At 73.8% G+C, this 21593-nt stretch carries 15 protein-coding genes; 1 reads left to right on the forward strand and 14 read right to left on the reverse strand.

Going from position 1 to position 21593, the window contains the following annotated elements; translation table 11 throughout:
- Positions 1-117: 117 nt before the first annotated feature.
- The 14 genes from BM252_RS11345 to BM252_RS11405 all read right to left on the reverse strand — a co-directional run bounded on the left by BM252_RS11345 (position 118) and on the right by BM252_RS11405 (position 18279).
- Positions 118-801 (reverse strand): response regulator transcription factor, encoded by a 684-nt coding sequence (locus BM252_RS11345; protein WP_093387548.1) that lies wholly within the window; start codon positions 799-801, stop codon positions 118-120.
- Between the two features lie 22 nt (positions 802-823).
- Positions 824-1258, reverse strand: coding sequence for a lytic transglycosylase domain-containing protein (locus BM252_RS11350; RefSeq protein ID WP_093387550.1), 435 nt, complete (start codon positions 1256-1258; stop codon positions 824-826).
- A complete protein-coding gene (gene pilV / locus BM252_RS11355; RefSeq protein ID WP_174900499.1) occupies positions 1255-2919 on the reverse strand; it encodes a shufflon system plasmid conjugative transfer pilus tip adhesin PilV in 1665 nt (554 codons plus the stop codon). The genes BM252_RS11350 and pilV overlap by 4 nt, the downstream gene beginning before the upstream one ends.
- 48 nt (positions 2920-2967) lie before the next feature.
- A complete protein-coding gene (gene pilM / locus BM252_RS11360; RefSeq protein ID WP_093387553.1) occupies positions 2968-3465 on the reverse strand; it encodes a type IV pilus biogenesis protein PilM in 498 nt (165 codons plus the stop codon).
- On the reverse strand, positions 3466-4461 hold the full coding sequence (locus BM252_RS11365) for an ATPase, T2SS/T4P/T4SS family (RefSeq protein ID WP_139236423.1): 996 nt from the start codon (positions 4459-4461) through the stop codon (positions 3466-3468).
- A 6-nt stretch (positions 4462-4467) separates the two neighbouring features.
- A complete protein-coding gene (locus BM252_RS11370; RefSeq protein WP_245774201.1) occupies positions 4468-5016 on the reverse strand; it encodes a type 4 pilus major pilin in 549 nt (182 codons plus the stop codon).
- 51 nt (positions 5017-5067) lie between these two features.
- Positions 5068-6144, reverse strand: a complete 1077-nt coding sequence (locus tag BM252_RS11375) for a type II secretion system F family protein (protein ID WP_093387557.1) — start codon at positions 6142-6144, stop codon at positions 5068-5070.
- On the reverse strand, positions 6134-7702 hold the full coding sequence (locus BM252_RS11380; protein ID WP_425442301.1) for a GspE/PulE family protein: 1569 nt from the start codon (positions 7700-7702) through the stop codon (positions 6134-6136). Before BM252_RS11380 ends, BM252_RS11375 begins: the two co-directional genes overlap by 11 nt.
- Before the next feature lie 89 nt (positions 7703-7791).
- Positions 7792-8340: a type IV pilus biogenesis protein PilP gene (pilP, locus tag BM252_RS11385; RefSeq protein ID WP_093387559.1), complete on the reverse strand. Its 549-nt coding sequence runs from the start codon at positions 8338-8340 to the stop codon at positions 7792-7794.
- Positions 8330-9601 (reverse strand): type 4b pilus protein PilO2, encoded by a 1272-nt coding sequence (pilO2, locus tag BM252_RS11390; protein WP_093387560.1) that lies wholly within the window; start codon positions 9599-9601, stop codon positions 8330-8332. Before pilO2 ends, pilP begins: the two co-directional genes overlap by 11 nt.
- A gap of 10 nt (positions 9602-9611) precedes the next feature.
- Positions 9612-11291, reverse strand: coding sequence for a PilN family type IVB pilus formation outer membrane protein (gene pilN / locus BM252_RS11395; protein WP_093387732.1), 1680 nt, complete (start codon positions 11289-11291; stop codon positions 9612-9614).
- Complete coding sequence (locus BM252_RS11400; protein ID WP_245774202.1) at positions 11291-11914, reverse strand: toxin co-regulated pilus biosynthesis Q family protein; 624 nt, start codon at positions 11912-11914, stop codon at positions 11291-11293. Before BM252_RS11400 ends, pilN begins: the two co-directional genes overlap by 1 nt.
- 232 nt (positions 11915-12146) lie before the next feature.
- A complete protein-coding gene (locus BM252_RS30025; RefSeq protein WP_139236425.1) occupies positions 12147-12371 on the reverse strand; it encodes a hypothetical protein in 225 nt (74 codons plus the stop codon).
- A gap of 58 nt (positions 12372-12429) precedes the next feature.
- Positions 12430-18279 carry an AAA family ATPase gene (locus tag BM252_RS11405; protein WP_093387562.1) on the reverse strand — a complete coding sequence of 1950 codons (5850 nt, stop codon included), beginning with the start codon at positions 18277-18279 and terminating at the stop codon, positions 12430-12432.
- Between the two features lie 561 nt (positions 18280-18840).
- Between BM252_RS11405 and BM252_RS11410 the strand changes: the two genes are divergently transcribed.
- Positions 18841-21549 (forward strand): sulfite reductase flavoprotein subunit alpha, encoded by a 2709-nt coding sequence (locus tag BM252_RS11410; RefSeq protein WP_245774215.1) that lies wholly within the window; start codon positions 18841-18843, stop codon positions 21547-21549.
- Positions 21550-21593 lie beyond the last annotated feature (44 nt).

Raw genomic sequence — 21593 nt, forward strand, 5'->3', positions numbered from 1 at the left:
CCACGCCATGTAAGCAAGATAGCAGCGCGCCGGCGGCGAAAAACCGATCCGTGAGCATTGATGAGGAATTGAGGAATGTTGAGGATTGGCGCCGCGCCGGCCGGCCGGCCGCGCGGCTCAGTCGGCCAGCTCGAGGCGGTAGCCCTGGTTGTAGGCGGTGCGGATGTTGACGGCGCCGGCCAGCGCGGCGGACAGCTTCTTGCGCAGCTTGTAGACGTGCTGCTCGATGGTGCGGCCGGCCACCTCGCTGCCGCTGCCCCAGATGGCGCTGCCGAGCGTCTCGCGCGAGATGTAGACGCCGGGCGAGGAGAACAACAGCCAGGCCATGGTGAACTCGCGCGGGGTCAGCTCGATCGGCGCGCCCTGGTAGCAGAAGCTGCCGGCCTCGCGGTCGAGTTGGAAGCCGGCCAGCTCGATGGCGCGGCGCGCCTGGCGCCGGCCGCAGCGGCGCAGCACGGCGCGGATGCGCGCCACCAGTTCGACCTCCTCGAAGGGGCGCGCCAGCACGTCGTCGGCGCCGGCGTTGAGCAGCTCGGCGACCCAGTCGGCGTTGCGCAGCGCCGACAGCGCCAGCACCGGCGTGTTCTCGCCGGCGCGGCAGGCCAGCCAGGAGAACAGGCTGTCGTCGGCCTGGCCGTCGTCGCCGAGGTCGACCAGGATGAAGTCGAAGCTGCGCCGGTGGATGGCGCGCAGCAGCAGGCTGTCGCTGGCGAAGCGCTCGCAGGCGAAGCCGGCGCGCGCCAGCGCCAGCCGCAACTGCTCGAACTGCGCCTCGCTGTGGACGTGGCAGGCGATGTTCATCCGTGGCGCGGCAGGGCCGGACTCATTGGCTGGCGCGCTGTTGCAGCGCGGCCGGCGGGATGTTCTGGTAGACGCGCAGCGCGTACTTCAGGCGCAGCGCCGGCTTGCTGGAGTTGTAGGCGCCGATCGCGTCCCACGAGTTGCCCAGCCTTTGCATGTTCTGCGCCAGTATCCAGGCGCCCACCTGGATGCTGGTGCACGGCTCGAGCAGCTGCTGCTCGTCCAGGCCGAACTGGCGCAGGCGCGGCAGCCAGCTGCTGTTGATCTGCATCAGGCCGACGTCGTAGGAGCCGTTCTTGTTGCGGTTCCTGGCCAGCGGGTTCAGGCCCGACTCGGTCTTGGCGATGGCGTACAGCAGCTGCGGGTTGACGTTGTAGCGGGCCGCCGCCTGCTCCCAGCAGGCGTGCGCGGCGCCCGGCGCCAGCGCCAGGCAGAACAGCGCGGCGCGCGCGCTCATTGGAACAAGTCCATGCTCCAGCCGGTCGACAGCGGCACCTGCTCCACCACGCTGCCGTCGTAGCTGCGGAAGCTGGCCCGGGTGTAGGGCGGCTTGGGCCCCTCGAAGGTGGTCCAGGCCGGGCGTATCCACACGCTGTAGCCGGTGCGGTTGCGCTGCACCGTCTTCGACAGCGTGGCGTTGATGGTCGCCGAGCTGTTCTCGATGCGCACCGACTGGGCGTCGGTGTGGCCGATGCTGGCGCCGGTGTCGTTGTCGACGATGTCGACCTGCAGCCGCACCTGGCCGCTGACCTTGTCGTTGTTGGCCAGGCCGCGGTTCATCTTGGTCCAGACGTTGACGTTGATCAGGCCGTTCTTGGTCGGCGTCAGCTGGCGCTTGATCTCGGCCTCCCAGGTGTCGACCTCCTGGTACCAGTTGCGCGGGCCGTGGTAGGGCGTGCTGCAGTCGGGGTTGGGCACCGCCACGCTGGACGGCAGGATCACCGCGCAGGCGGTGTCGCTGGCCTGCAGCGCCAGGTTGGTCTGCGACTGCCACAGGCCGAACTGGCAGGACATCACCAGGCCGCTGGCGTCGCGCGCCATGGTGCCGTCCGGGTCGCCGGCCTCGCAGGCGGTCTTGGCCACCACGACGCGGTTGAGCATGGCGTCGCGGCTGGCCAGGCGGCCGGGCAGCGACAGGTTGCCGTCCTGGTCGACCGCCAGCGCCAGCCACTGGCTGCCGCTCCAGCTGAAGGCGCGGCCCAGCGCCAGCACCATGCGCACGTCGCCCGGCTGGTTGTCGCCGGCCGGCAGCGCGGCGAAGCTCTCCACCGGGTCCCTCCAGAAGCCCGAGCCCTGGCGCCGCCAGACGCCGGACTGGCAGCTCAGCACGCGGCCCTTGGCGTCCACCGCGACCTTGCCGGTGCCGGCGGCCACGGTGCAGCGCGCGTCGCCGGCGTCGTTCTCGGTGGCCTCGGCGCCGCTGCCGGGCGCCATGTGGATCGGCGCGCGCATCTGGTTCAGCTCCGGCCGGCCCGGCACCTCGTTGCGGTAGAGGAAGTCGGTGGACAACTGGCCCGGCCCGTCGAAGAACAGGTTCGACACCAGGTGGCCGCCGTCGTCGGCGCCGCCGCCGAGCGCCGCCGCGGCGGCGCCCGGGCACTTGGCGCCCTGGTAGGCGGCGGTGGCCATGCTCCAGGAGGCGCCGCGCGCGGTGCCGGGCGCCGCCTCGGCGATGTAGCCGCTGCCCTGGCCGGCGCCGGCCGCCACCGCCGCGATGTTCTTGTCGGCGATCTTCTGGCCGCCGCTGCCGACGATCAGCGCGTCGAGCTTGCCGCTGCCCGGCACCGGCTGGCGCAGCAGCACGCAGCTGGTCTGCTGGAAGCCGTTCCGCGGCGCGAAGCCGTCCGGCAGGAAGTGCTGCGCCTTGAGCATGGCGATGTCCACCGTCGCCACGCTGGCCGCCGTCGGCGTGGCCGCCAACAGCGCCTGGTAGTTGGCGCCGATGTAGCGGCGCGCCGCCGCCACCACCTGCGCCTGGTATAGCGCCGCCTGCTGGCCCTCGCCGTCGTCGAGCGCGTCGCCTATCATCGCCGACAGGCCTGCCATCATGATCGAGCCGATCGCCAGCGCGCCTATCATTTCTATCAACGTCATGCCGCCCTGCCTGCTGTTCTTCATCGTCGTCCTCATTGGGTGTGAGCGCGCCTCATTGGGTGTGAGCGCGCCTCATTGCGCCGCCACGATCCAGACCGGGCTGCCGTCCGGGATGGCCGCGTCGGCCGGGGTGGGCAGCGGGATCCGGGTGTCGCCGAAAATGGGCGAGTACAAAGTGCTGTCGCCGCTGCGGTAGACGCCGGCCAGCACCGAGTTGCGCGACAGGCGCACGACGTCGGCCACGATGTTCTCGGCCGGCGCCTGCGCCGCGTAGATGTAGATGGTGCCGGCGGCGGCGCGGTAGTTGGCCCAGGGCGTGGCCGCCGCCGCGCCGTTCAGCGGCGACCAGGCGGGCAGCGCGCCGCTGGCGCGCAGCGTGGCCAGGTCGACGCTGCGCTGGCCGCCGGGGTGGCCGGCGAAGTAGCGCGCCACGGCGTCGCGGTACAGCGCCATGCCCTCGGCCAGGCTGTCGGCCCGGGCCTGGCTTTGCGCCTCGAGGCCGGCCTTGTCGGCGACGGCGTAGTAGCCGGCGAGGGAAACGAGCGCGGTCAACACCGCCAGGTTCCACATCTAGGCCGCCGCCATTCTTTGCGCCGCCGCGTTGGCGCTGATCATCGACGCCATCTGCCGGCGCAGCTCCGAGGCCAGCATCTCGTGGTCGCCGTTGCGCAGCGAGGCGCGCACCGCCGCCGCGCCGCGCAGCGACAGCAGCTCGGCCTTGAGCATCACCTTCGGACCGCGCAGCAGCTGCTGGTGCAGCACCGCGCCCAGGCCGTCGGCCAGCAGCGCCTGGCTGCGTTCGGCCGGCAGCTTGTGGCTGGCCAGCGCCTGCAGCTTGCCGACCGCCTGCGCCACGCTGTCGGCCAGCATGGTGGTGACGATCAGGTGGCCGCTGACGCTGGCCTGCAGCACCTCGACGGCGGTCTCGTGGTCGCCGATCTCGTCGATCAGGATGGTCTGCGCGCCCGAGCGCAGCAACTGGCGGAAGGCGCCGGCGAAATGGCGCGGCTCGGCCGGCATGCTGGTCTGGAAACAGATGCCCTGGCCGTGGCTGCCCTCCAGCGGCAGCTCGATCGGCCGCTCGCCGGTGACGGCCACGCCGCCGTGCGCCCGCAGGCGGTCGCGCAGCAGCGCGCAGGCGCTCATCGTCTTGCCCGACTTGGCGGCGCCGGCGACGATCACCAGGCCGCACAGCTCGCGCGCCATCAGCTGGTGCAGGTAGGCCTGCGGCAGCCCCAGCGCGGCCAGCGAGTCGACCCGGCCGGCCATCTTGCGCAGCACGAAGGTCAGGCCGGCCACCGCGCGCAGCACGGTGACGCGGTAGTTGACCTCGTCGTGGCTGACCTGGAAGGCGCTGGCCGCCGGCGTGCCGTCGAGGCGGCCCCGGCACAGCTCGGCCAGGCGGTCCAGGTCGGCGCGCAGGGCCGGCCCGGCGCACAGCGGGTTGGCCGGCGCGCCCGGCACGTCGGAGAAGCGCTCGGCCACGCCGGGGTGGCCCAGGTACAGGTCGGAGAAGTCGAGTTCCCGCACTTTGCTGGCGTGGCTCATCGGTCGTGGCTCGCTCAAGGGGGCTCAGTTCGCGGCGAAGGTGAGCTTGTTGGCGCTGGCATCCGCGCAGACACCCAGGGCCGCCTCGGCGTTGACCGGGAAGGTGGTGACCCCGCCCTTGCCGCCGTTGTCGATCTTGGTCCAGCCGTTGGCGCCGGTGACCAGGTTGATGCAAACGTCCTGCGGCACCGCCGGATAGCCGATGACGAAGGAGCCGCCGTTCGGTCCCGGCGTCACCGTGACGGCGCCGCCCCAGGAGTTGGTCACGGTCTTCGCCTCCGTGTCGACCACCAGCGAGCCGGGAATGGCGTGCGCCGCGATCAGCGTGGAGACGATGGTGGCCGGGTAGGTCTGGCCGGAATACAGCTTCTTGACGGCGGTGCGCAGCGACACCACCTCCTCCGAGGCCTGGTTGGAGCGGGCGTTGCCGAAGGCGCTGCTGAGCAGCGAGACGGCACCCAGGATGACGATGGCGGCGATGCCGAGATAGGCGATGCCCTCCAACAGCGAGGCGCCGCGCTGGCGGCCACGGAAGGCGACGACGCCGAATTTGTTGATGGAAGCTTTCTTCATGGTGCGGTTCCTCATTTCAAAGTAAAAGAAAAATCAACGAACACAAAAAAATCAATGGACCGCGCGCGTCATCGTGGCGATCTCCTGCTGGATGCCGAAGAAGCCGGCCACCAGCCAGGCGATGACCACGGCCAGCGTGACGATCGCGCAGCCGTTCAACACCTTCATTTGCAGCGTGACCTGTTCGATGCCCTCCTCCATCCACTCGTCGGCGAGCAGCTTGAGCGCCTGGGCGAAGCCCTTGTACTCGGCGTAGACGCAGAGGTCGTCGACCACCTCGCGCGAGGGGAAGCCGTAGCCGGCGTTGCGCAGCGCCTCGCCGCAGTTCAGGCCCGACTTGACGCCGAGCAGGGCGCCGTCGAGGCGCTCGCGCAGCCAGGGGTCGGCCATGTCGGACAGGCGCATCAGCGACTTCTCCACCGTGATGCCGGCGAACTGCAGGGCCGAGAAGGCCATCAGGAAGCCGCTGCCGACCACCAGCCGGTACACCGAGTACGGCGCGAAGCGGTCGGCCAGCACGCGCAGGTCGCCGCGCCAGCGCGGCAGCGACAGCAGCAGCGCGGCCAGCAGCGCGGCGGCGGCCAGCAGCGCGTACAGCATCCAATGCTGCACCAGCTGCGACATCAGGTACAGCGACTTGGCGGCGCCGTGCCAGCCGCTCGGGTCGACCATGCGGGCGAACTGCGGAATGACGCGGGTGCCGAACAGGTAGATGTAGGCCAGCACCAGCGCGAACACGGCGGCCGGGTAGACCGCCCCGCCGAGGATCACGTTGCGGATCTTCCTGGCCGCCTGCACCACGTCGATCAGCGCCATCAGCGTCGCCTCCAGCCGGCCCGACTGCTCGCCGGCCAGCAGGATCATCTGCTCGGTGCGCGGCACCCACCAGGCCAGCGCCTCGGCCAGCAGGCGGCCGTTCTGCACCATGCGGCGGCAGTCGTCGAGCACCAGCGCCAGCGGATCGTTGGGCTGCTTGCCCTGCTGCGAGGCGCGCCCCTGCAGCTCCTCCATGATGCGCAGCAGCGGCAGGCCGTTGCCCAGCATCTTGGCGATCTTGCGGTACAGCCGCAGCCGCACCGTGTCGGTCAGCTGGCTCCTGGCCCAGCGCCGTTGCAGCTCAAGCGCCATGGCCGCCCCCGCCGTCGCTGGCGGCCAGGTGGCCGACCGTCTTCTCCGCCATCTGCGGGTCGACCAGGCCGGCGGCGACCTTCTCCAGCGCGTGTTCGAGCAGCGTGCGCCCGCCCAGCGCGCCGCGCCAGTGGGCCACGGCGGCGACCTTCTCGCCGGCGCGCAGGTGCTGGAAGAACCGTTCGTCGGGCAGGATCACCTCGGCCACCACGCTGCGCCCCACGGTGCCCTGCTGGCGGCAGTGGGCGCAGCCGGGGCCGGCGACGCAGACGCCGTCGAGCTTGCCGCCCAGCGCCAGGCGCAGGCGCGCCAGCAGGGCCGGCGCCGGCGCCCGCTGCGGCGCCGACTCGGCCAGGTCGGCCAGGCGCAGCTTGCAGCGCGGGCACAGCAGCTTGACCAGGCGCTGGCTGATCAGGCCGGTGATCACCGTGTGGTCGGCCACCAGGCCGAGCGGCAGGCCCAGGTCGAGCAGGCGGTCGACGATGGCCACCGCGCTGTTGGCGTGCACCGTGGTCCAGACCTGGTGCCCGGTCATCGCCGCGCGCAGCGCGTTCTGCGCCGAGGCGCGGTCGCGCATTTCGCCGATCATGATGGTGTCCGGGTCGAGCCGCAACGCGTTGCTGATGGCGGCGGCGAACAGGCGGGCGCGCTCGTCCTCGCCGGCGGCGTTGGTGACCGAGGTCTGCACCGCGCCCTCGATCGGGTACTCGACCGGGTCCTCCACCGTCATCACGTGCAGCCGACCCTGGGCCTCGAGCAGGGCGCCGCTGAGCACGCGCTGCAGCGTGGTCGACTTGCCCGAGCCGGTCGGCCCGCTGATGATGTTCATGCCGATCGGCTGCTCCTTCAAATGCTGGATCTGCGCCGCCTGCGCGGCGGCGAAGCCGAGCGGCAGCAGGTCGATGTTGTCGCCGGCGTCGTTGTAGAGCAGGCGCAGCACCATCAGCGCGCCGTCGCTGGTCGGCGCGGTGGCGATGCGCACGCCGTACAACTGGGCCGGCAGCTTGTCGCGGTCGGCGATGCTGGCGTCCTGCCGCTCGGTCGGCTTGTACGAGCTGTCCGACACCGACGTCATGGCGCCGTACAGCGTGGCCAGCAGGCGCTCGCCGTACTCGCGCGTCTGGCAGCCGGCGCGCAGCAGGTCGTTGTGGACGCGGAAGTAGATCTCCGTCGCGTCCTTGCGCACGCGCAGGTGGATGTCGGAGGCGCGCTCCTGGCAGGCGCGCTTGAGCAGCTCCTTGGCCGTCACCTGCATCATGGTGTGCTCCTGGTGGCGGCCGGCCGCCGCGCCGCCGCCGCGGTAGGCCCGCTCGACGCTGGCGATGTCGACGAACTGCACGCGGCAGCCGTGGCCCAGCTTGTCGAGGCGGGCGCGGTAGGACAGCACGTGGCCGTTCAGCTCCTGGCCCTCGGCCACCAGCAGGCGGCCGTCGGCCAGCAGGCAGAGCATCTTGCGCTCCTCGGCGCTGGCCTCGAAGGGGCCGGCGGCGCTGAGCACGGCGGCGGCGGCCGGCGCGGCCGGCGCGGCCGGCGTTGCCTGGGCCAGCGCGGCGCGCAGCGCGGCCTTGGCCTCGGCGCCGGCGGCGCCGGCGCCGGCGGCGGCGAAGGCGGCGGCCTGGACCTGCGGCCGCCGCCAGCCCGCCGGCCTCACTTGCCCCCCCCGGGCGGCAGCCCCATCGACATCGGCAGCGACATCGGCAGCGGCGGCGGCAGCGGCACGCCGGCGCTGGGGAAGTTGGGGTTGAAGGTGGCCGGCGGGCGGGCGTTGGCGGCCAGGCGCACGCGCCGCTTCTTGCCGGTCTGGACGATCACCTCGTTGCTGCGGATCGACACCACCTTCATGCCGTTCGACAGCACCTCGCCGACCTGGGCGTCGACCTGGGTGCCGTTGTTCAGCTCCAGCGTGGCGTACAGCGTCTTGCCGATGCCCTCGATCGAGCGGATCACCGGGTCGCCCAGCACGGCGTTCTGCACCATCATCTCGTTGAGCTGCTGCTTGGCGACGATGTCGTTCTGCTTGCTCATGATGTTGACCTGGACCTCGAGCTGCTTCTCGCGCGCCTTCAGCACCAGGGTCTCGGCCTCGATGCGGGTGAGCCGGTCGGCGGCCGTCTCGGCCGCCGTGGCGGCCGGCGGGGCGCTCGTCAGCGCGGCCAGCAACAGCAGCGCGGGGGTCGGGCGGGGGCTATTTCGCATACATCACTCCTTCGATGGACCACGCACCGGCGCGGTAGATGAGTTTGTCGATCCGCACGCCGGGTAGGCTCAGCAGCGCGGCCACTTCGAGCGGCGGCAGGCCGGCCGCCGCCAGGGTGAAGGTGAAGGCCTTCCAGTCCGGCGGCGGCGCCGCCTGGCCGTCGACGGGCGGCGCCGGCGGCGGCGGCGGCACCCGGCTCAGCTTGGGCGCCAGGCCGAGCAGCTGCAGCCGCGACAGCAGCGGTTCGAGCAGCGCGCGCTGCTCCAGCAGCGCCTCGTCGGGGCCGGCCGGCGGCGCCAGCGCGGCGCTGTAGACGGCCTTCTCGCCGCTCAGGTCGAGCACGGCGGCCGGCACGCTGGCCAGCATGTAGGCGATGGTCGAGCCCTGGCGCGACCAGGTGTAGCTGAACTGGGCGGCGTCGCAGACGTAGTCGTCGAGCTGCCAGCCGCCCGCCGTCGGCAGCGTCAGCCGTTCGACGCAGGCCTGCGCCAGCGGCCGCGGCAGGGCGCGGCCGGCCCAGGGGTGGCGCGGCGCGGCGGCGCGGCCGCCGCCGGCCAGCGCGGCGGCGGCCGCGCGCGTCCGCTCGGCCTCGCCGCGCAGGCGCAGCTGCTGCTGCCACCAGGCGTAGCCGGCGCCGCCCAACAGCAGCAGCGCGGCGCCGGCGGCGGCGGCGTGGCGCCAGCCGAGGCGGCGCTCGACCGGGCGCAGGGCCCAGTCGCGGCGGCTGCGCGGCTGGCCGCCCCTGCCGCGCGGCAGCAGCTCGAGCAGCTGGCGCGGGTTGAAGTTGTGGAAGTCGTACTCGGCCAGCTCGGCGTCGCCGATCACCACGTTCCAGCCGCCCAGGCCGTAGTCGCCGTGCAGCCGCTCGAGCACCTCCTCCTTGCTGCCGGCGAAGTCGCCGTTGGGCAGGAAGTTGGCGTCGCGCACGGCGAAATAGGCCCACATGCCGTCGGGCAGCTTGAACGCGCCCAGCCAGTTGTGCACGCGCTGCTGGCGCCCGTCGTAGTAGGCGCCCTCGCTGGCGACCGCCTTGCAGACGGCGGCGGCCAGCGAGGGCAGGCCGCGGCGGGCCGCCGCGCCGGACTGGGCGAAGCCGGCCTGGGCGGCGCCGTGCTCGCTGCGCAGCAGCATCAGGTCGAAGGCCATCTTGCGCGCCAGCGCGCGGGCCTCCTGCTCGAGCTCGCGCGGGCGCGACAGCGATTGCCAGAACAGGCCGCAGACGAAGCGCTGCTTGCCGATGGCGGTCAGGTAGACGCTCATCGCGGCGCCCTCACAGACTGCCCATGGTGGTCGGCGTGACCAGCACCACGATCACCTCCTTGCTCGACTTGGCCTTGAGGCCGCCGCCGAACAGGTAGTTGCTGGCCGTGCCCACGCCGCTGCGGTCGAGGTTGTCGTCGGTCTGCTCGAAGCCGCTGATGATCAGCGTCTCGTTCGACTTCATCGCCACGCGCTGGAGGAAGTTGCGGGTGTCCATCTCCGGCGTCTCGATCATGCTGCCGTTGCTGCTCACCGTGCGGATGCCGCGCAGCGCCGAGATGTCGGTGGAGAACTGCAACATCACCGTGCCGTTGGCCAGGATGTGCGGCAGGATGCTCATGTTGAAGCCGGAGGTGACGGTGCCCGGCGTCAGCGTGGTCGAGGCGCCCACCAGGGCCGTCACCGTGGTCTGCGAGGACTGCAGGTAGCTGGTCTGGCGCGCCACCTGCACCGGCACCGGCTGGTTGTTCAGGGTCACCACCGAGGCGGTGGTCTGGCGCCGCACCTTGCCCTGCTCGGACAGGGCGTTGATCACCAGCGAGGTGCCGGCCAGCTTGCTGCCGGCGGTGGCCAGGATGCCGGCCGAGAAGCCGACGCTGTTGCTGCCGGCGGCGGCGTTGTTCTTGATGCCGTACTTGTTGCTCAGGCCCTGGTAGACCAGGTTCCAGTTGATGCCGTACTCGTCCGAATCGGCCAGGTTGACCGACAGCACGGTGACGTTGATCACCACCTGGCGCGACAGCGACTTGTTCTCGCCGTCGACGAAGGCGGCGATGCGGTCCAAGGCGTCGGGCGTGTCGACCACGCTGATGGCGCCGGTGGCCGGCGAGGCGACCACCTTGCCGTAGCCCGACAGCATGGCGCCGATCGACTTCTCGATGCTGGCGTAGACCGACAGCTTGGAGGCGACGCCGATGTTCTGGCTGTTGCTGGTGCTCACCCCGCTGGCGCCGCCGGCGCCGGCGCCGGCGCCGCCGTTGCCGCCGGCCACGCCGCCGGTCGAGCCGGCGCCGCTGGTGATGTTGGCGCTCATGCTCGAATCGCCCGGAATGGCGTTGATCTGGAAGGTGCGCGACTCGGTGCAGAAGAACTGGATGCTGCCGTCGACATACTTCCAGTAGACGCCGAAGCGGGCGGCGGCGGTGTCGAGCAGGCCCTTGAAGTTGCCGTTGTTGTAGGTGATGCGGATCGGCCCGCCGGCGCGGCCGCCGCCGTTGCCGCCCGGGTTGGCGCCGGCGCCGGCGCGCGCCGGCGCCGCGCCGGCCGCGGTGGCGCCGGCCGCCGCCACGCCGGCCTCGTTGCCGTTGTTGCCGTTGTTGCCGCCGCCGTTGGCGACGGCCAGCGCGTCCGGGCTGACCTTGGTGGGGATGCCGGCGCGCAGGGTGATGCGCTCGGCCAGCTCGGCCAGCGAGTTGACGCTGCGGTCGAAGGTGGTCGGCTCGTAGAAGATAGGCGGCAGGGCCGGCTGGCCGACCTTGACGATGTTCTTGCCCAGCCAGATGCCCTGCTCGTGCGTCACCGGCGCGCTGGCGGCGGCGACCACGCCGGGCGCCGTGCGGCCGACGTCGCGCACCAGGCCGGAGGCGCTGGCCTCCTTCTGCGGGAAGTCGCGCTCGATCTTCTCCACCAACCCGCTGCAAGCGGGCAGCAACACCAGGGCGGACAACGCCGCCAACAGTCTGACCCTCATCATTCGGCTCCTTTTGGCACGATGCGCAGGACCTTGTTGCCTGCGTAGAAAATGGCTTTCAACGGGATCTCGGCGCCCTCCATGCCCTTGGCCACCATCGCCACGGCCTCCTGGAAGCTGCCGCTGACCTGGGTGCGGGCGTCGACGGCGTAGTCGACCGGCAGCTCCCAGACCAGTTGCCAGCCGGCCTGGGCGGCCCAGCGCGCCAGCGCCGCGTTGAGCGTGCGGTCGGTCGGCGCGATCTCCCAGCGCGGCGCGGCGTCGAGCTCGACCGCCGCCCGGCTGTGCGAGACGATGACGATGTTCTTCTCGGCCAGCGCGGCGACGGCGGGCGGCGGCGCGGCCGGCGCCTGGGGCGGCGCGGCGGCGAAGTCCGGCGTGCCGGCGCCCAGCGTGAAATAGCCGGACGCCAGGGCCGCGATGGTGTCCTCCTCGTCGACGCAGTCGTCGGCGCCGGCCGCCCCCGGCGGCGTGTAGCGCAACGCCGGCTTGGGCGCCTGGCCCGGCTTGCCGGCCGCCGTCTGCGACGCCAGCGCCGGCGCGCCGACGCCGACCATCAGAACGCCGGCCAGGTGGGCGGCCAACAGCGCCCCCGAGCACGCTTTGCTTCGTGTATCCATCATGTCCATCCCTCTTCAAACGCATTCGATAGTGGATTGCCCGGTGGCACGTGCAGATGGGTGGCGGCGGCCGCCCCGCAGTTCCCGCACTGCCCATTTTTTCGCAATGTTTCCGTCCGCCGGGGGCGGGCCCCGGCGTCCCTCCCCGCCTTCATGCCAGCCGCGAAAGCCGGAGCGGAAATATGAAAAAAACATTCACATTGCGGAATAATTAATAATTAATAATTAATAATTATTAGAACATCACAAATGAAATATCTGGCCAACCGAAAGGTTGGTTTTCCTCGGCGGGGATGGCGAAACACGCTATCAAGGCGGTATCGACGGCGCGCCCGGCGGCGCCGCGAACGGCGCCGCGACGGACGGCGGGATGGGCGCGGCGGCGGCGGATGGTCGGCGGATTGGCGGCGATGGGCGGCGATGGGCGGCGATGGCGGCAGACGGGCGGGCAAGGCAGCATGGCGCCCCTCCGGCGCACCGCCCCCGGACGGCGCGCCGGAGGGGCCGCCGCTGCGGGGCTACAGTTGCAGCAGTTCGCGCGCGCGCGCCAGCGCGCTGGTGCGGTTGTTGACGTGCAGCTTGGTGTAAATGTTGTGCAAATGCCACTTGACGGTGGCTTCCGACAGGAACAGCAGGGCCGCCAGCTTGCGGTTGCTCAGCCCCTGGTTGACCAGCTTGAGGATTTGCACCTCGCGCTCGGACAGGGGCTCCGCCGCGCCGGCCTGCGGCGGCCCGGCGGCGGCGGCGGCGGCGGCGGGAGCGGCAGCGGCGGCGGCCGGCCCCGCCTCGCAGGCCAGCAGCAGGCGCGCCAGATAGTCCGGCGGCAAGCGGTCCGGCTCGGCGCCGCAGACGGCGCGCTGCCGCGCCGCCTCGATCAGGCCGCGCAGGCCGGGCGCGCCGCCGACCTCGTCGGCCAGCGAGCGGCACTGGCCGTGCGCGGCGCCGATCGCCAGCGCCCGCCCCAGGCTGTCGCGCGCCGCCGCCTCGCGGCCGGCGCGCAGCTGGCCGCCGGCCTGCAGGCACAGCAGGCGCACCGTCCAGCCGTGGCGCCCCTCGTCGCGCGCCTGCGCCAGCAGCTGCTCGAGCAGGGGCGCGGCGGGCGCGCCGGCGCCGCCGCCCTCGCCCCCCGCGCCGGCCAGGCGCAGGCGCAGCGCGGCGATACGCACGCCGATGTCGTCGTCGGCCGCCGCCGCGCCGTCGAGCTCGAGCTCCAGGCCGAGGCGGCGCGCCTCCCGCGGCCGGCCGCCCTTCAACTGCAGGTCGACGCGCTCGGCCGCCAGCGCGCGGCGCAGCCGCGCCAGCCCGTTGCGCTCGGCCAGCGCCATGCCCTCGGCCAGGCAGGCGTCGGCGCCGTCGGCCGCGCCGCGCCGCCACAGCACGCGCGCCCGGGTCAGGTAGGCCGCCATCGTCGTCTCGATGCAGCCGTTGGCCTTGGTGAAGGCGAACACCTGGTCGAGCAGGCCGGCGGCCCGCTCCACCTGGTCCAGCTCGTAGCAGCTCTGCGCCTGCACCAGCGCGATCAGGCAACTGCCGTAGCAGGCCGGATAGGGGTCGAACTGGCGCGGGCTGGCGGCCATCACGGCGCCCAGCAGGGCGGCGGCGGCGTGCACCTCGCCGCGCTCCCACAGGGCCAGCGCGTGCAGCGTCTCGGCCCAGGCCAGGCCGTTGGGCGGACGCGGGCAGTGGCGGTAGGAGCGCTTGGCGGCGAGGAAGTGCGCCACGGCGCCGGCGTAGTCGCGCCCGGCCAGCGCGCTGTAGCCCAGCACCACCAGCATGTTGCCGACGTCGTTGGGGTCGCTGCCGTCCCAGCGCGCCAGCCACTCGCGGCAGATGCGCGCGGCCGGCGCGACGCGCCCGCTCAGGGCGTGGAAGATGGCCTGCATCATCAGCGTCTTGCGCGCCACGTCGGCCGGCGGCGCGCCGGCCGACGTGGCGCCGGCCAGCAGCCGCCGCAGCTTGGCGATCTCCGCCTCGGCCTCGGCGTAGCGGTAGCTGATCAGGTAGGCGTAGATGCCGGGCAGCATGATCTCCGGGCGCCGCTCGACGTGTTGCGGCGGCAGCGCGGCGATCCAGCTGAGCAGGGTGGCGTCCTGGTCGCGCAGGTGCACCAGCCGGTAGGCGTGGGCGACGATCAGGTCGGCGGCGCGGGCGTAGTCCTGGCCGGCCAGCGCGCAGGGGATGGCCTCGGCCACCCGGCCCTGCTGCTCGAACCAGGCGCCGCCGCGGCGGTACAGGGCGCGCGCGCCGTCGGGCCGGCCGCGCAGGCAGCGCGCCCGCAGGTAGTCGCCGAACAGGTGGTGGTAGCGGTACCAGCGCCGTTCCGGCTCGAGCGCCACCAGGAACAGCTGCTGCGCCTGGGCGGCGTCGAGCAGGCGGGCGGCGTCGGCCAGGCCGAGGGCGGCGCAGAACTCGGCCGAGAAGCGCTCGAACAGCGCGCTGGCAAGCAGGAACTCGACCATCTCGGCGGGCAGCTGGGCCAGCACGATCTCGCCCAGGTAGGCGGTGATGTCGCGGTCGCTGCCGGAGAAGGCGGCGACGAAGCCGTCGGCGTCGTCGACCCGGCGCAGCGCCAGCGCGGCCAGCTGCAGCGCGGCCGGCCAGCCCTCGGTACGCTGGTGCAGCGCGCGCAGCTGGGCGGCGGCCAGCGGCCGGCCGCTGACGGCCAGCAGCAGCGCGCCGGCCTCGTCGAGGTCCAGGCCCAGCTCGTCGGCGCGCAGCTCGTGGACCTGGTCGGCCAGGCGCAGCCTGCTCAGCGCCAGCGGCAGGGCGGCGCGCGAGGCCAGCAGCAGGGTCAGCTGCGGCAGGTGCTGGGCCAGCAGCCAGTTCATCGCCGCGTGCACGGCCGGGTTGTCGACGGCGTGGAAGTCGTCGAGGAACAGCGCCAGCGGCGCCTCCAACCCGGCCAGCTCGCGGTACAGCGCGCGCAGCACCGCGTCCTGCGCCGGCGCCGCGCCGTGGCCGGCGCGCGCCAGCGCCAGCGCCGCGCCGCCCAGCCCGGGCGCGGCGTCCTGCAGGGCGGCGGCCAGGCCGTGCAGGAAGCGCAGCGGTTCGTTGTCCCCGCCGTCGAGGTTGAGCCAGCCGGCGCGCACGCCGCGCGCCTGGGCGGCGGCGCGCAGCCGCGCCAGCGTGGTGCTCTTGCCGTAGCCGGCCGGCGCCACCAGGCAGACCAGGCGGCGCGCGCCGCCCCGCTCGAGCTGGCGTTCGATCCGGGGCAGCGCCAGCAGGCTCTGCGGCATCGGCGGCGGCGCCAGCTTGGCGCGCAGCAGCAGCGCCTCGGCGCCGGCCGGCCGGGCCGGCGCGGCGTCGGCGCGCAGCTGCGGATGGTCGCGCTCGAGCTGCGCCACCTTGCGCGCCGCGCCCCAGCGCTGGTAGCCGTCGCGCGCCTCGCGCAGGTAGGCGTCGGCGCTGCGGGCGAAGCCGCCGGCGCGGTAGAAGCGCGCCGCCAGCTCCTTGGCCAGCGCGGCGTGCTGCACGAAGCCGTGCGCGCCGGCCTGCTCGATGGCCCGCTCGTACAGGCGCATGGCGTCCAGCTCGCGCCGTTCGATGCGCGCCACCTCGGCCGCCAACAGCATGTGGCGGTGCTCGAAGTCGGCCCGGTTGTGGCGCGCCCACAGCGCCAGCCTGGCCAGCGGCCCGGCCAGCCGGGCCAGCAGCGCCGGGCGCCGCGCCGCGTCGGCGCCGGCCGGCGAGGCCGCCAGCGCCAGGCCGTGGTAGTAGCAATGGCAGGCCTCGCTGATGCCGGCCGGGCCGCTGCGCAGCGCCAGCGCGGCCTGCTCGCCGTGCGCCAGCGCCTCGTCGAGGCGGCCGTGCAGGTAGGCCGTCCTCAGCTTCATGGTCTGGTACTCGGCCAGGCCGCCGGCGAAACCGGCGGCCGCCAGCAGGGCCAGGCATTGCGCCTCGCTGAAGCCGGCGTCGTCGAAGCTGCCGCCGCGCGGCGTGGCGCCCTGCAGCTCCAGCATGGCCTGCTGCTGCAGGCGCAGCATCTGGTGGATCGGCGGATTGCCGTGGCGCCCGGCCCAGTCGCTGTAGTGGCGCGACTGGCGCAGGCACGAGTCGATGGCGTCGCCGCGCTCGAGCCCGATCTGCACCGCGTGGTAGGCGGCGCAGCTGGCGTACAGCTGCTCGCCCGCCGCCACGCAGGCGTCGAAGGCCAGCCGCGCCAGGCCCGCGCAGGCGGCGTGGCGCTGGCGCCAGCAGTGGATGAACTTGGCCTGGATCGCCAGCAGCGCGGCGCGGCCGGCGGCGTCGCCGTGGACGGCGTTGAGGCGCAGCGCCAGCTCGGCGTAGTCGTGCGCGGCGGCGATCTCGCCGTCGGCCGCCAGCAGCGCCGCGTAGCCGCCGTAGACCAACGCCGCCGCCGGCGGGTGGCCGTGGCGCAGGCACAGCTCGAGCGCGCTCAGCACGATCAGCGCGAACAGCTGTTCGCAGGCCAGGTAGGCGCAGTCCTGGGCGGCGGCCAGCAGCTCGATCAGCGCCGCCGCGCCGGCGTCGGCCGGCGCCGGCGCCGACGCCAGCGCGGCCGGTTCGGCCAGCTGCGCCAGCCCGGCCAGCGCCGCCCGCTGCGCCGTGGTGGCGGCGGCGATCGCCGCCGCCTCGCCCGGCAGGGCCGGGCGGAAATGGCGCACGGCGGCCAGCAGCAGCGTCAGCGCCTCGGCGAAGCGGCCGGCCTGGCGGTGCAGGCCGGCGCGCAGCAGGGCCAGCCGGGCCAGCGCGAGCCGGGCGCGGCCGGCCGCCGCCGGCGCGGCGCCGGCCAGGCCGTCCGCCAGCTCGGCCGCCAGGCGCTCGGCGGGGCGGTGCTGCCCGGCCAGGGCGGCCGACTCGGCCAGCTCGAGCCGCCAGGCCAGCAGCGCCGCGCCGTCGGTGTCGGTGTCGGTGTCGGTGTCGGCGCCGGCGCCAAGCAGGCGGCCGGCATGGCGCAGGTAGTCGGCGGCGGCGGCGTGCGCCGCCAGCGCCCGCGCCTGCCGCGCCGCCGCGCAGTTGAGCCGGTACAGCATGCGGCGGGCGGCATCGTCGGCGAGCAGCCCGGCGCCGTGGTTGAGCCGGGCCAGCAGCTCGAACAGCGCCTCGCCGCGCGCCGCCGGGCCGGCGGCGGCGAGCAGCAGCCAGCCCTGGCGCAGCGCCTCGGCCTCGGCCTCGGCCTCGCCGGCCGGCGCCGGCGGCCGCAGGTGCTCCCACGATTCGCCCAGCAGCTCGCGCTCCAGGCAGTAGCGCGCGCCGTCGCGCCGCAACAGGCCGGCCCGCTCCGCCTCGTCAAGCGTCGGCGCCATCGCCGCCGCCGTCTGCTGGCAGACCACGGCCAGGCTGGCGACGCCGGCGCTGCCGCCCAGGTCGGCCAGGCGGCCCAGCATCCGCCGGCCGTCCGGCGCCAGCCGCGCCAGCCGAACCCGCGCCAGCGCGGCCAGGCCGGCCGGCCAGGCCCGCGCGGCGGCGGCCTCGGCGTCCCAGCGCAGCAGCCCGCTGTGCGGATCGACCGGCAGCAGGCCCTGCTGGTCCAGCAGGTCCAGTAGGCGCAACGCCGTCCCGGGCAGGCCGCCGGCGCGGCGCCACAACAACTCGGCCAGCGCGGCCCCGTCCTCGTGCCGGCAGGGCAGCCTTTCGGCGACCATGCGGCCCACGGCCTCCGGCGGCAGCGCCGCCAGTTCGATGTGCGTGAACGGCACGCCGGCCCGCAGGGCGGTCGCGCCCAGGCGCGCCAGCGGCTCGGCGGCGGCCGCCGGCTGCGGCCGGTAGGCGCCCAGCAGCAACAGCGCGGCCGGACCGGGCGCGCCCAGCAGGTCGCGCAGCAGCGCCAGGCTGGCCGGATCGGCCCATTGCAGGTCGTCGAGGAACAGCACCAGCGGATGGCCGGGCCGGGCGAAGGCGCCCAGCAGGTCGCGGAAGGCGGCGCGCAAACGCCGCTGGGCCGCCAGCGGCGCCAGCGGCAGCGGCGGCGCGGGCCGGCCCAGCAGGTGCTCCAGCGCCGGCACCAGCATCACCATCAGCTGGGCGTTGCCGCCCAGCGCGGCCTGCAGCCTGACCTTCCAGGCCGCGATGCCCGGCTTGCTGTCGGCCAGCACGCCGTGCACCAGCTCGCCGCAGGCCTGGGCCAGGCAGGCGTAGGGCCGGCCGCCGGGTTCGCAGCGGCCGGCGCCGAACCAGCCGTGGGCGCGCAGCACCGGCTGGCGCAGGCCCTGCGCCAGCGCCGACTTGCCGCCGCCGGCGGCGCCGCTGAGCAACAGCAGCTCGACGCCGCCGTGTCCGGCCGCCCGCTCGCAGGCCTCGCGCAGCACGGCGCGCTCGCCTTCGCGCCCGTGCAGGGCGGAGGCGGCGCGGCGCGGCGGCGGTTCCGCCGGCGGATAGGCAGCGGGGAGGTCCTTGTGTGTGTCCATTGCATTCCCGACTGACGATATGATTCAATGTTTCCTGGCTGGTCGAACGATGCGCGGGGAAGGCAACGTCGATGCCCGCCGGGCAGGCGCCGCCGGCGCGGACGCGGACGCGGATCGCGGATCGCGGATCGCATCGCATCGCATCGCATCGCATCGCATCGCATCGCATCGCATCGCATATTGCCACATAGCAATCAACAGGCGCCAGGAATTTACCACGCCCTGGCCGCCCACACCTGCACAAACATCGCCCGCCCGCCTGGCGCGCCGCAGCCATCGATAATGATTCTCATTTATAGTATGATGCCAAGCTCCGTCGTCGCCACCACAACCAGAAAGCGTCCGCCCCATGACCAGGCCCCGTCCCCTCCGCTCCCCCACCCCGTCCGCGCCGCCGGCCGCCGGTCTGCCGCGCAGCGTCGAGGCCGGCCCTGGGCGGGCGCGGTGAACGCCCGGCCGCAACGACGGGACGGCCGCAACGACGCCGTCGGCGCGCCGCCCCCGGCCGGCCCGACGCCGCCGCCGGCCCGGCCGCGCGCCGCGCGCCGCCCGACTCTACCATTGGCGCCACCCGGCTGGCGCCAGCTATGGTTCCAACTGCACTGGCTGGTCGGCATCACCGGCGGCACGCTGCTGATGGTGATCGGCCTGAGCGGCGCCCTGCTCTCCTTCCGCGAGGAATGCCTCGACCTGCTCAACCCCGGCGTGCGCCAGGTGGCGCCGCGCGCCGAGCCGGTGCTGGCGCCGGCCCAGGTGGCCGCCGCCGTGGCCCGCGTGCACGGCACGCGCCGCATCAGCACGATGATGCTCTACGCCGAACCCGGCGCCGCCACCCGCGTGATCTTCGCGCCGCTGCCCGGCCAACGGCGCGGCGAATCGATCTACGTCGATCCCTACAGCGGCACGGCGCAGGCACTGCGCGGTCACCAGGCCTTTGAATGGATAGAGGCGCTGCACCGCTGGCTGCTGCTGCCGCGCGAAACGGGCGACCCGGTCACCGGCACCCTGGCGCTGCTGCTGATCGGCATGGCCGCCAGCGGCCTGTACCTGCGCTGGCCGCGCCGGCCGCTGTCCTGGCGCACCTGGCTGACCTTCGACCCGGCGCTGCGCGGCCGCCCCTTCCTGTGGAATCTGCACGCCGTGCTGGGCACCTGGGTGCTGCCGCTGTACCTGGTGCTGGCCGGCACCGGCCTGTACTGGAGCTTCGACATCGTGCGCGACAGCCTGGAGAGCTGGGCCGGCCGGCCGCCGCGCGCGGCGATGAACCACGCCGCCGCCAAGCCGGCAGGCAAAAGCGCCGACATGCCGGCCGAGATGGCGCACGCCACCGGCACCCCCACCTTGGCGCTGGCCTGGGACAGCTTCCTCGGCAAGGCGCCGGACTGGCGCATGGCCAGCCTGCGCATATCCGAGAAGGCAACGCAGCCGGTCCAAATCAGCTGGCTGGACGCCGCCGCGCCACACGAGCAGGCGCGCAACCGCATGTCCGTGCTGGCCGCCAGCGGCAAGATCACGCAAGACAAACGCTACGCCGACCTGAACGCGCGCGACCGCTTCCTGACCACCTTCTATCCGCTGCACATGGGCACCTACTTCGGCCTGCCCGGCCGCTTGGCGATGATGGTCGCCGGCCTGGCCATGCCGCTGTTCGGCATCACCGGCTGGATGCTCTACCTGGGCCGGCGCAAACTCAAGCGCGCCGCCCGCGCCGAACGGGCGCTGTTGGCCGATGCCGACACCGCCGTCGCCGCGCCGGCCGGCGCCGCGGCCGCCAGCACGCTGCTGGCCTACGCCAGCCAGTCCGGCTCGGCCGAGCGCCTGGCGCTGCGCAGCGCCGCCGCCCTGCGCCAAGCCGGCGTCGCCGCCACCGTGCAATCGCTCGACCGCCTGGCCCCGTCCGACCTGCTCGGCTACGCGCGCGTGCTGCTGGTCGCCAGCAGCTTCGGCGAGGGCGAGCCGCCGGACGGCACGCGCCGCTTCGCCCGCCTGCTCAAGCAAGCCGACCCGGCCAGCCTGGCCGGCCTGCGCTTCGGCCTGCTGGCCCTGGGCGACCGCCACTACAGCGACTTCTGCGGCTTCGGCCGCGCGCTCGACGAGCGCCTGCGCGCCCTCGGCGCCAAACAGCTGTTCCCCGCCATCGAGGTGGACGACGGCGACGCCGTCGCGCTGCAACGCTGGTCGCAGTCGCTGGCCCAGCTGTGCGGCGTCGACCAGTTGACCGGCATCGCCGACGGCGCCGGCGCCGGCGCCGGCAAGCGTACACACGGCAGCGCCGACGCCACCAATGCCAACCCCGCCGGCGACCCCGCCGGCGCCTGGCAAACCTGGCCGCTGGTCGCGCGCACGCTGCTCAATCCGGGCAGCCAGGGCGGCCCGCTGTACGAGGTGGTGCTCGATGGCGCCGGCGCCAACTGGCAAGCCGGCGCGCTGCTCGAGGTGTTGCCGCGCAATCCGGACGGCGCCGTCGCCGCTTGGCTGCGCCAAAGCGGCCTGGACGGCCACGCCTCGGTACGCCTGGGCAGCGCCGTGTGCAGCCTGCACGAGGCGCTGGCACGCAGCATCCTGCCGGCGCCGGCCGTACCGACGAGCTCGGCTTCGGCCGTGCCGACGAGCTCGGCTTCGGTCGCACCGACCAGCTCGGCCCAGGCCTGCGCCGACCAGCTGCGCCCGCTGGCGCCGCGCAGCTACTCGCTGGCCTCGCTGCCGCAGGACGGCGGCCTGCAACTGCTGGTGCGCCAGGAAAGCCACCCTGGCGGCCTGGGCCTCGGCTCCGGCTGGCTGACCGCGCACGCTCCGCTGGACGCGCCCATCCAGGCGCGCCTGCAGGCCAACCCCGGCTTCGCGCCGGCCGAGGCAGACGGCCCCGCCATCTTCATCGGCAACGGTTCCGGCTTCGCCGGCCTGCGCGCCCACCTGCGCGCCCGCGCGCTGGCCGGCCGGCGCCGCAACTGGCTGCTGTTCGGCGAACGCGAGCAAGCCTACGACAGCATCTGCGCCGACGAGATCGCACAGTGGCAGGCCGCCGGCCTGCTGCCGCGCCTGGACCTGGTGTTCTCGCGCGACGGCGCGTGCCGCGAGTACGTGCAGGACCGCCTGCGCGGCGCCGCCGACGAGCTGCGCGGCTGGATCGCCGACGGCGCGATGGTCTACGTCTGCGGCAGCCTGCAAGGCATGGCCGGCGGCGTCGACGCGGCGCTGGTCGAGATCCTCGGCGCCGACGCGCTCGACGACCTGGCCGCCGCCGGCCGCTACCGCCGCGACGTCTACTAGGCGCCAACAAGCCGCCATCAAGTCGGCGGGCGCCAGGCCCGCCG

This window comes from Rugamonas rubra (assembly GCF_900114705.1).
Lineage (GTDB): Bacteria > Pseudomonadota > Gammaproteobacteria > Burkholderiales > Burkholderiaceae_D > Rugamonas > Rugamonas rubra.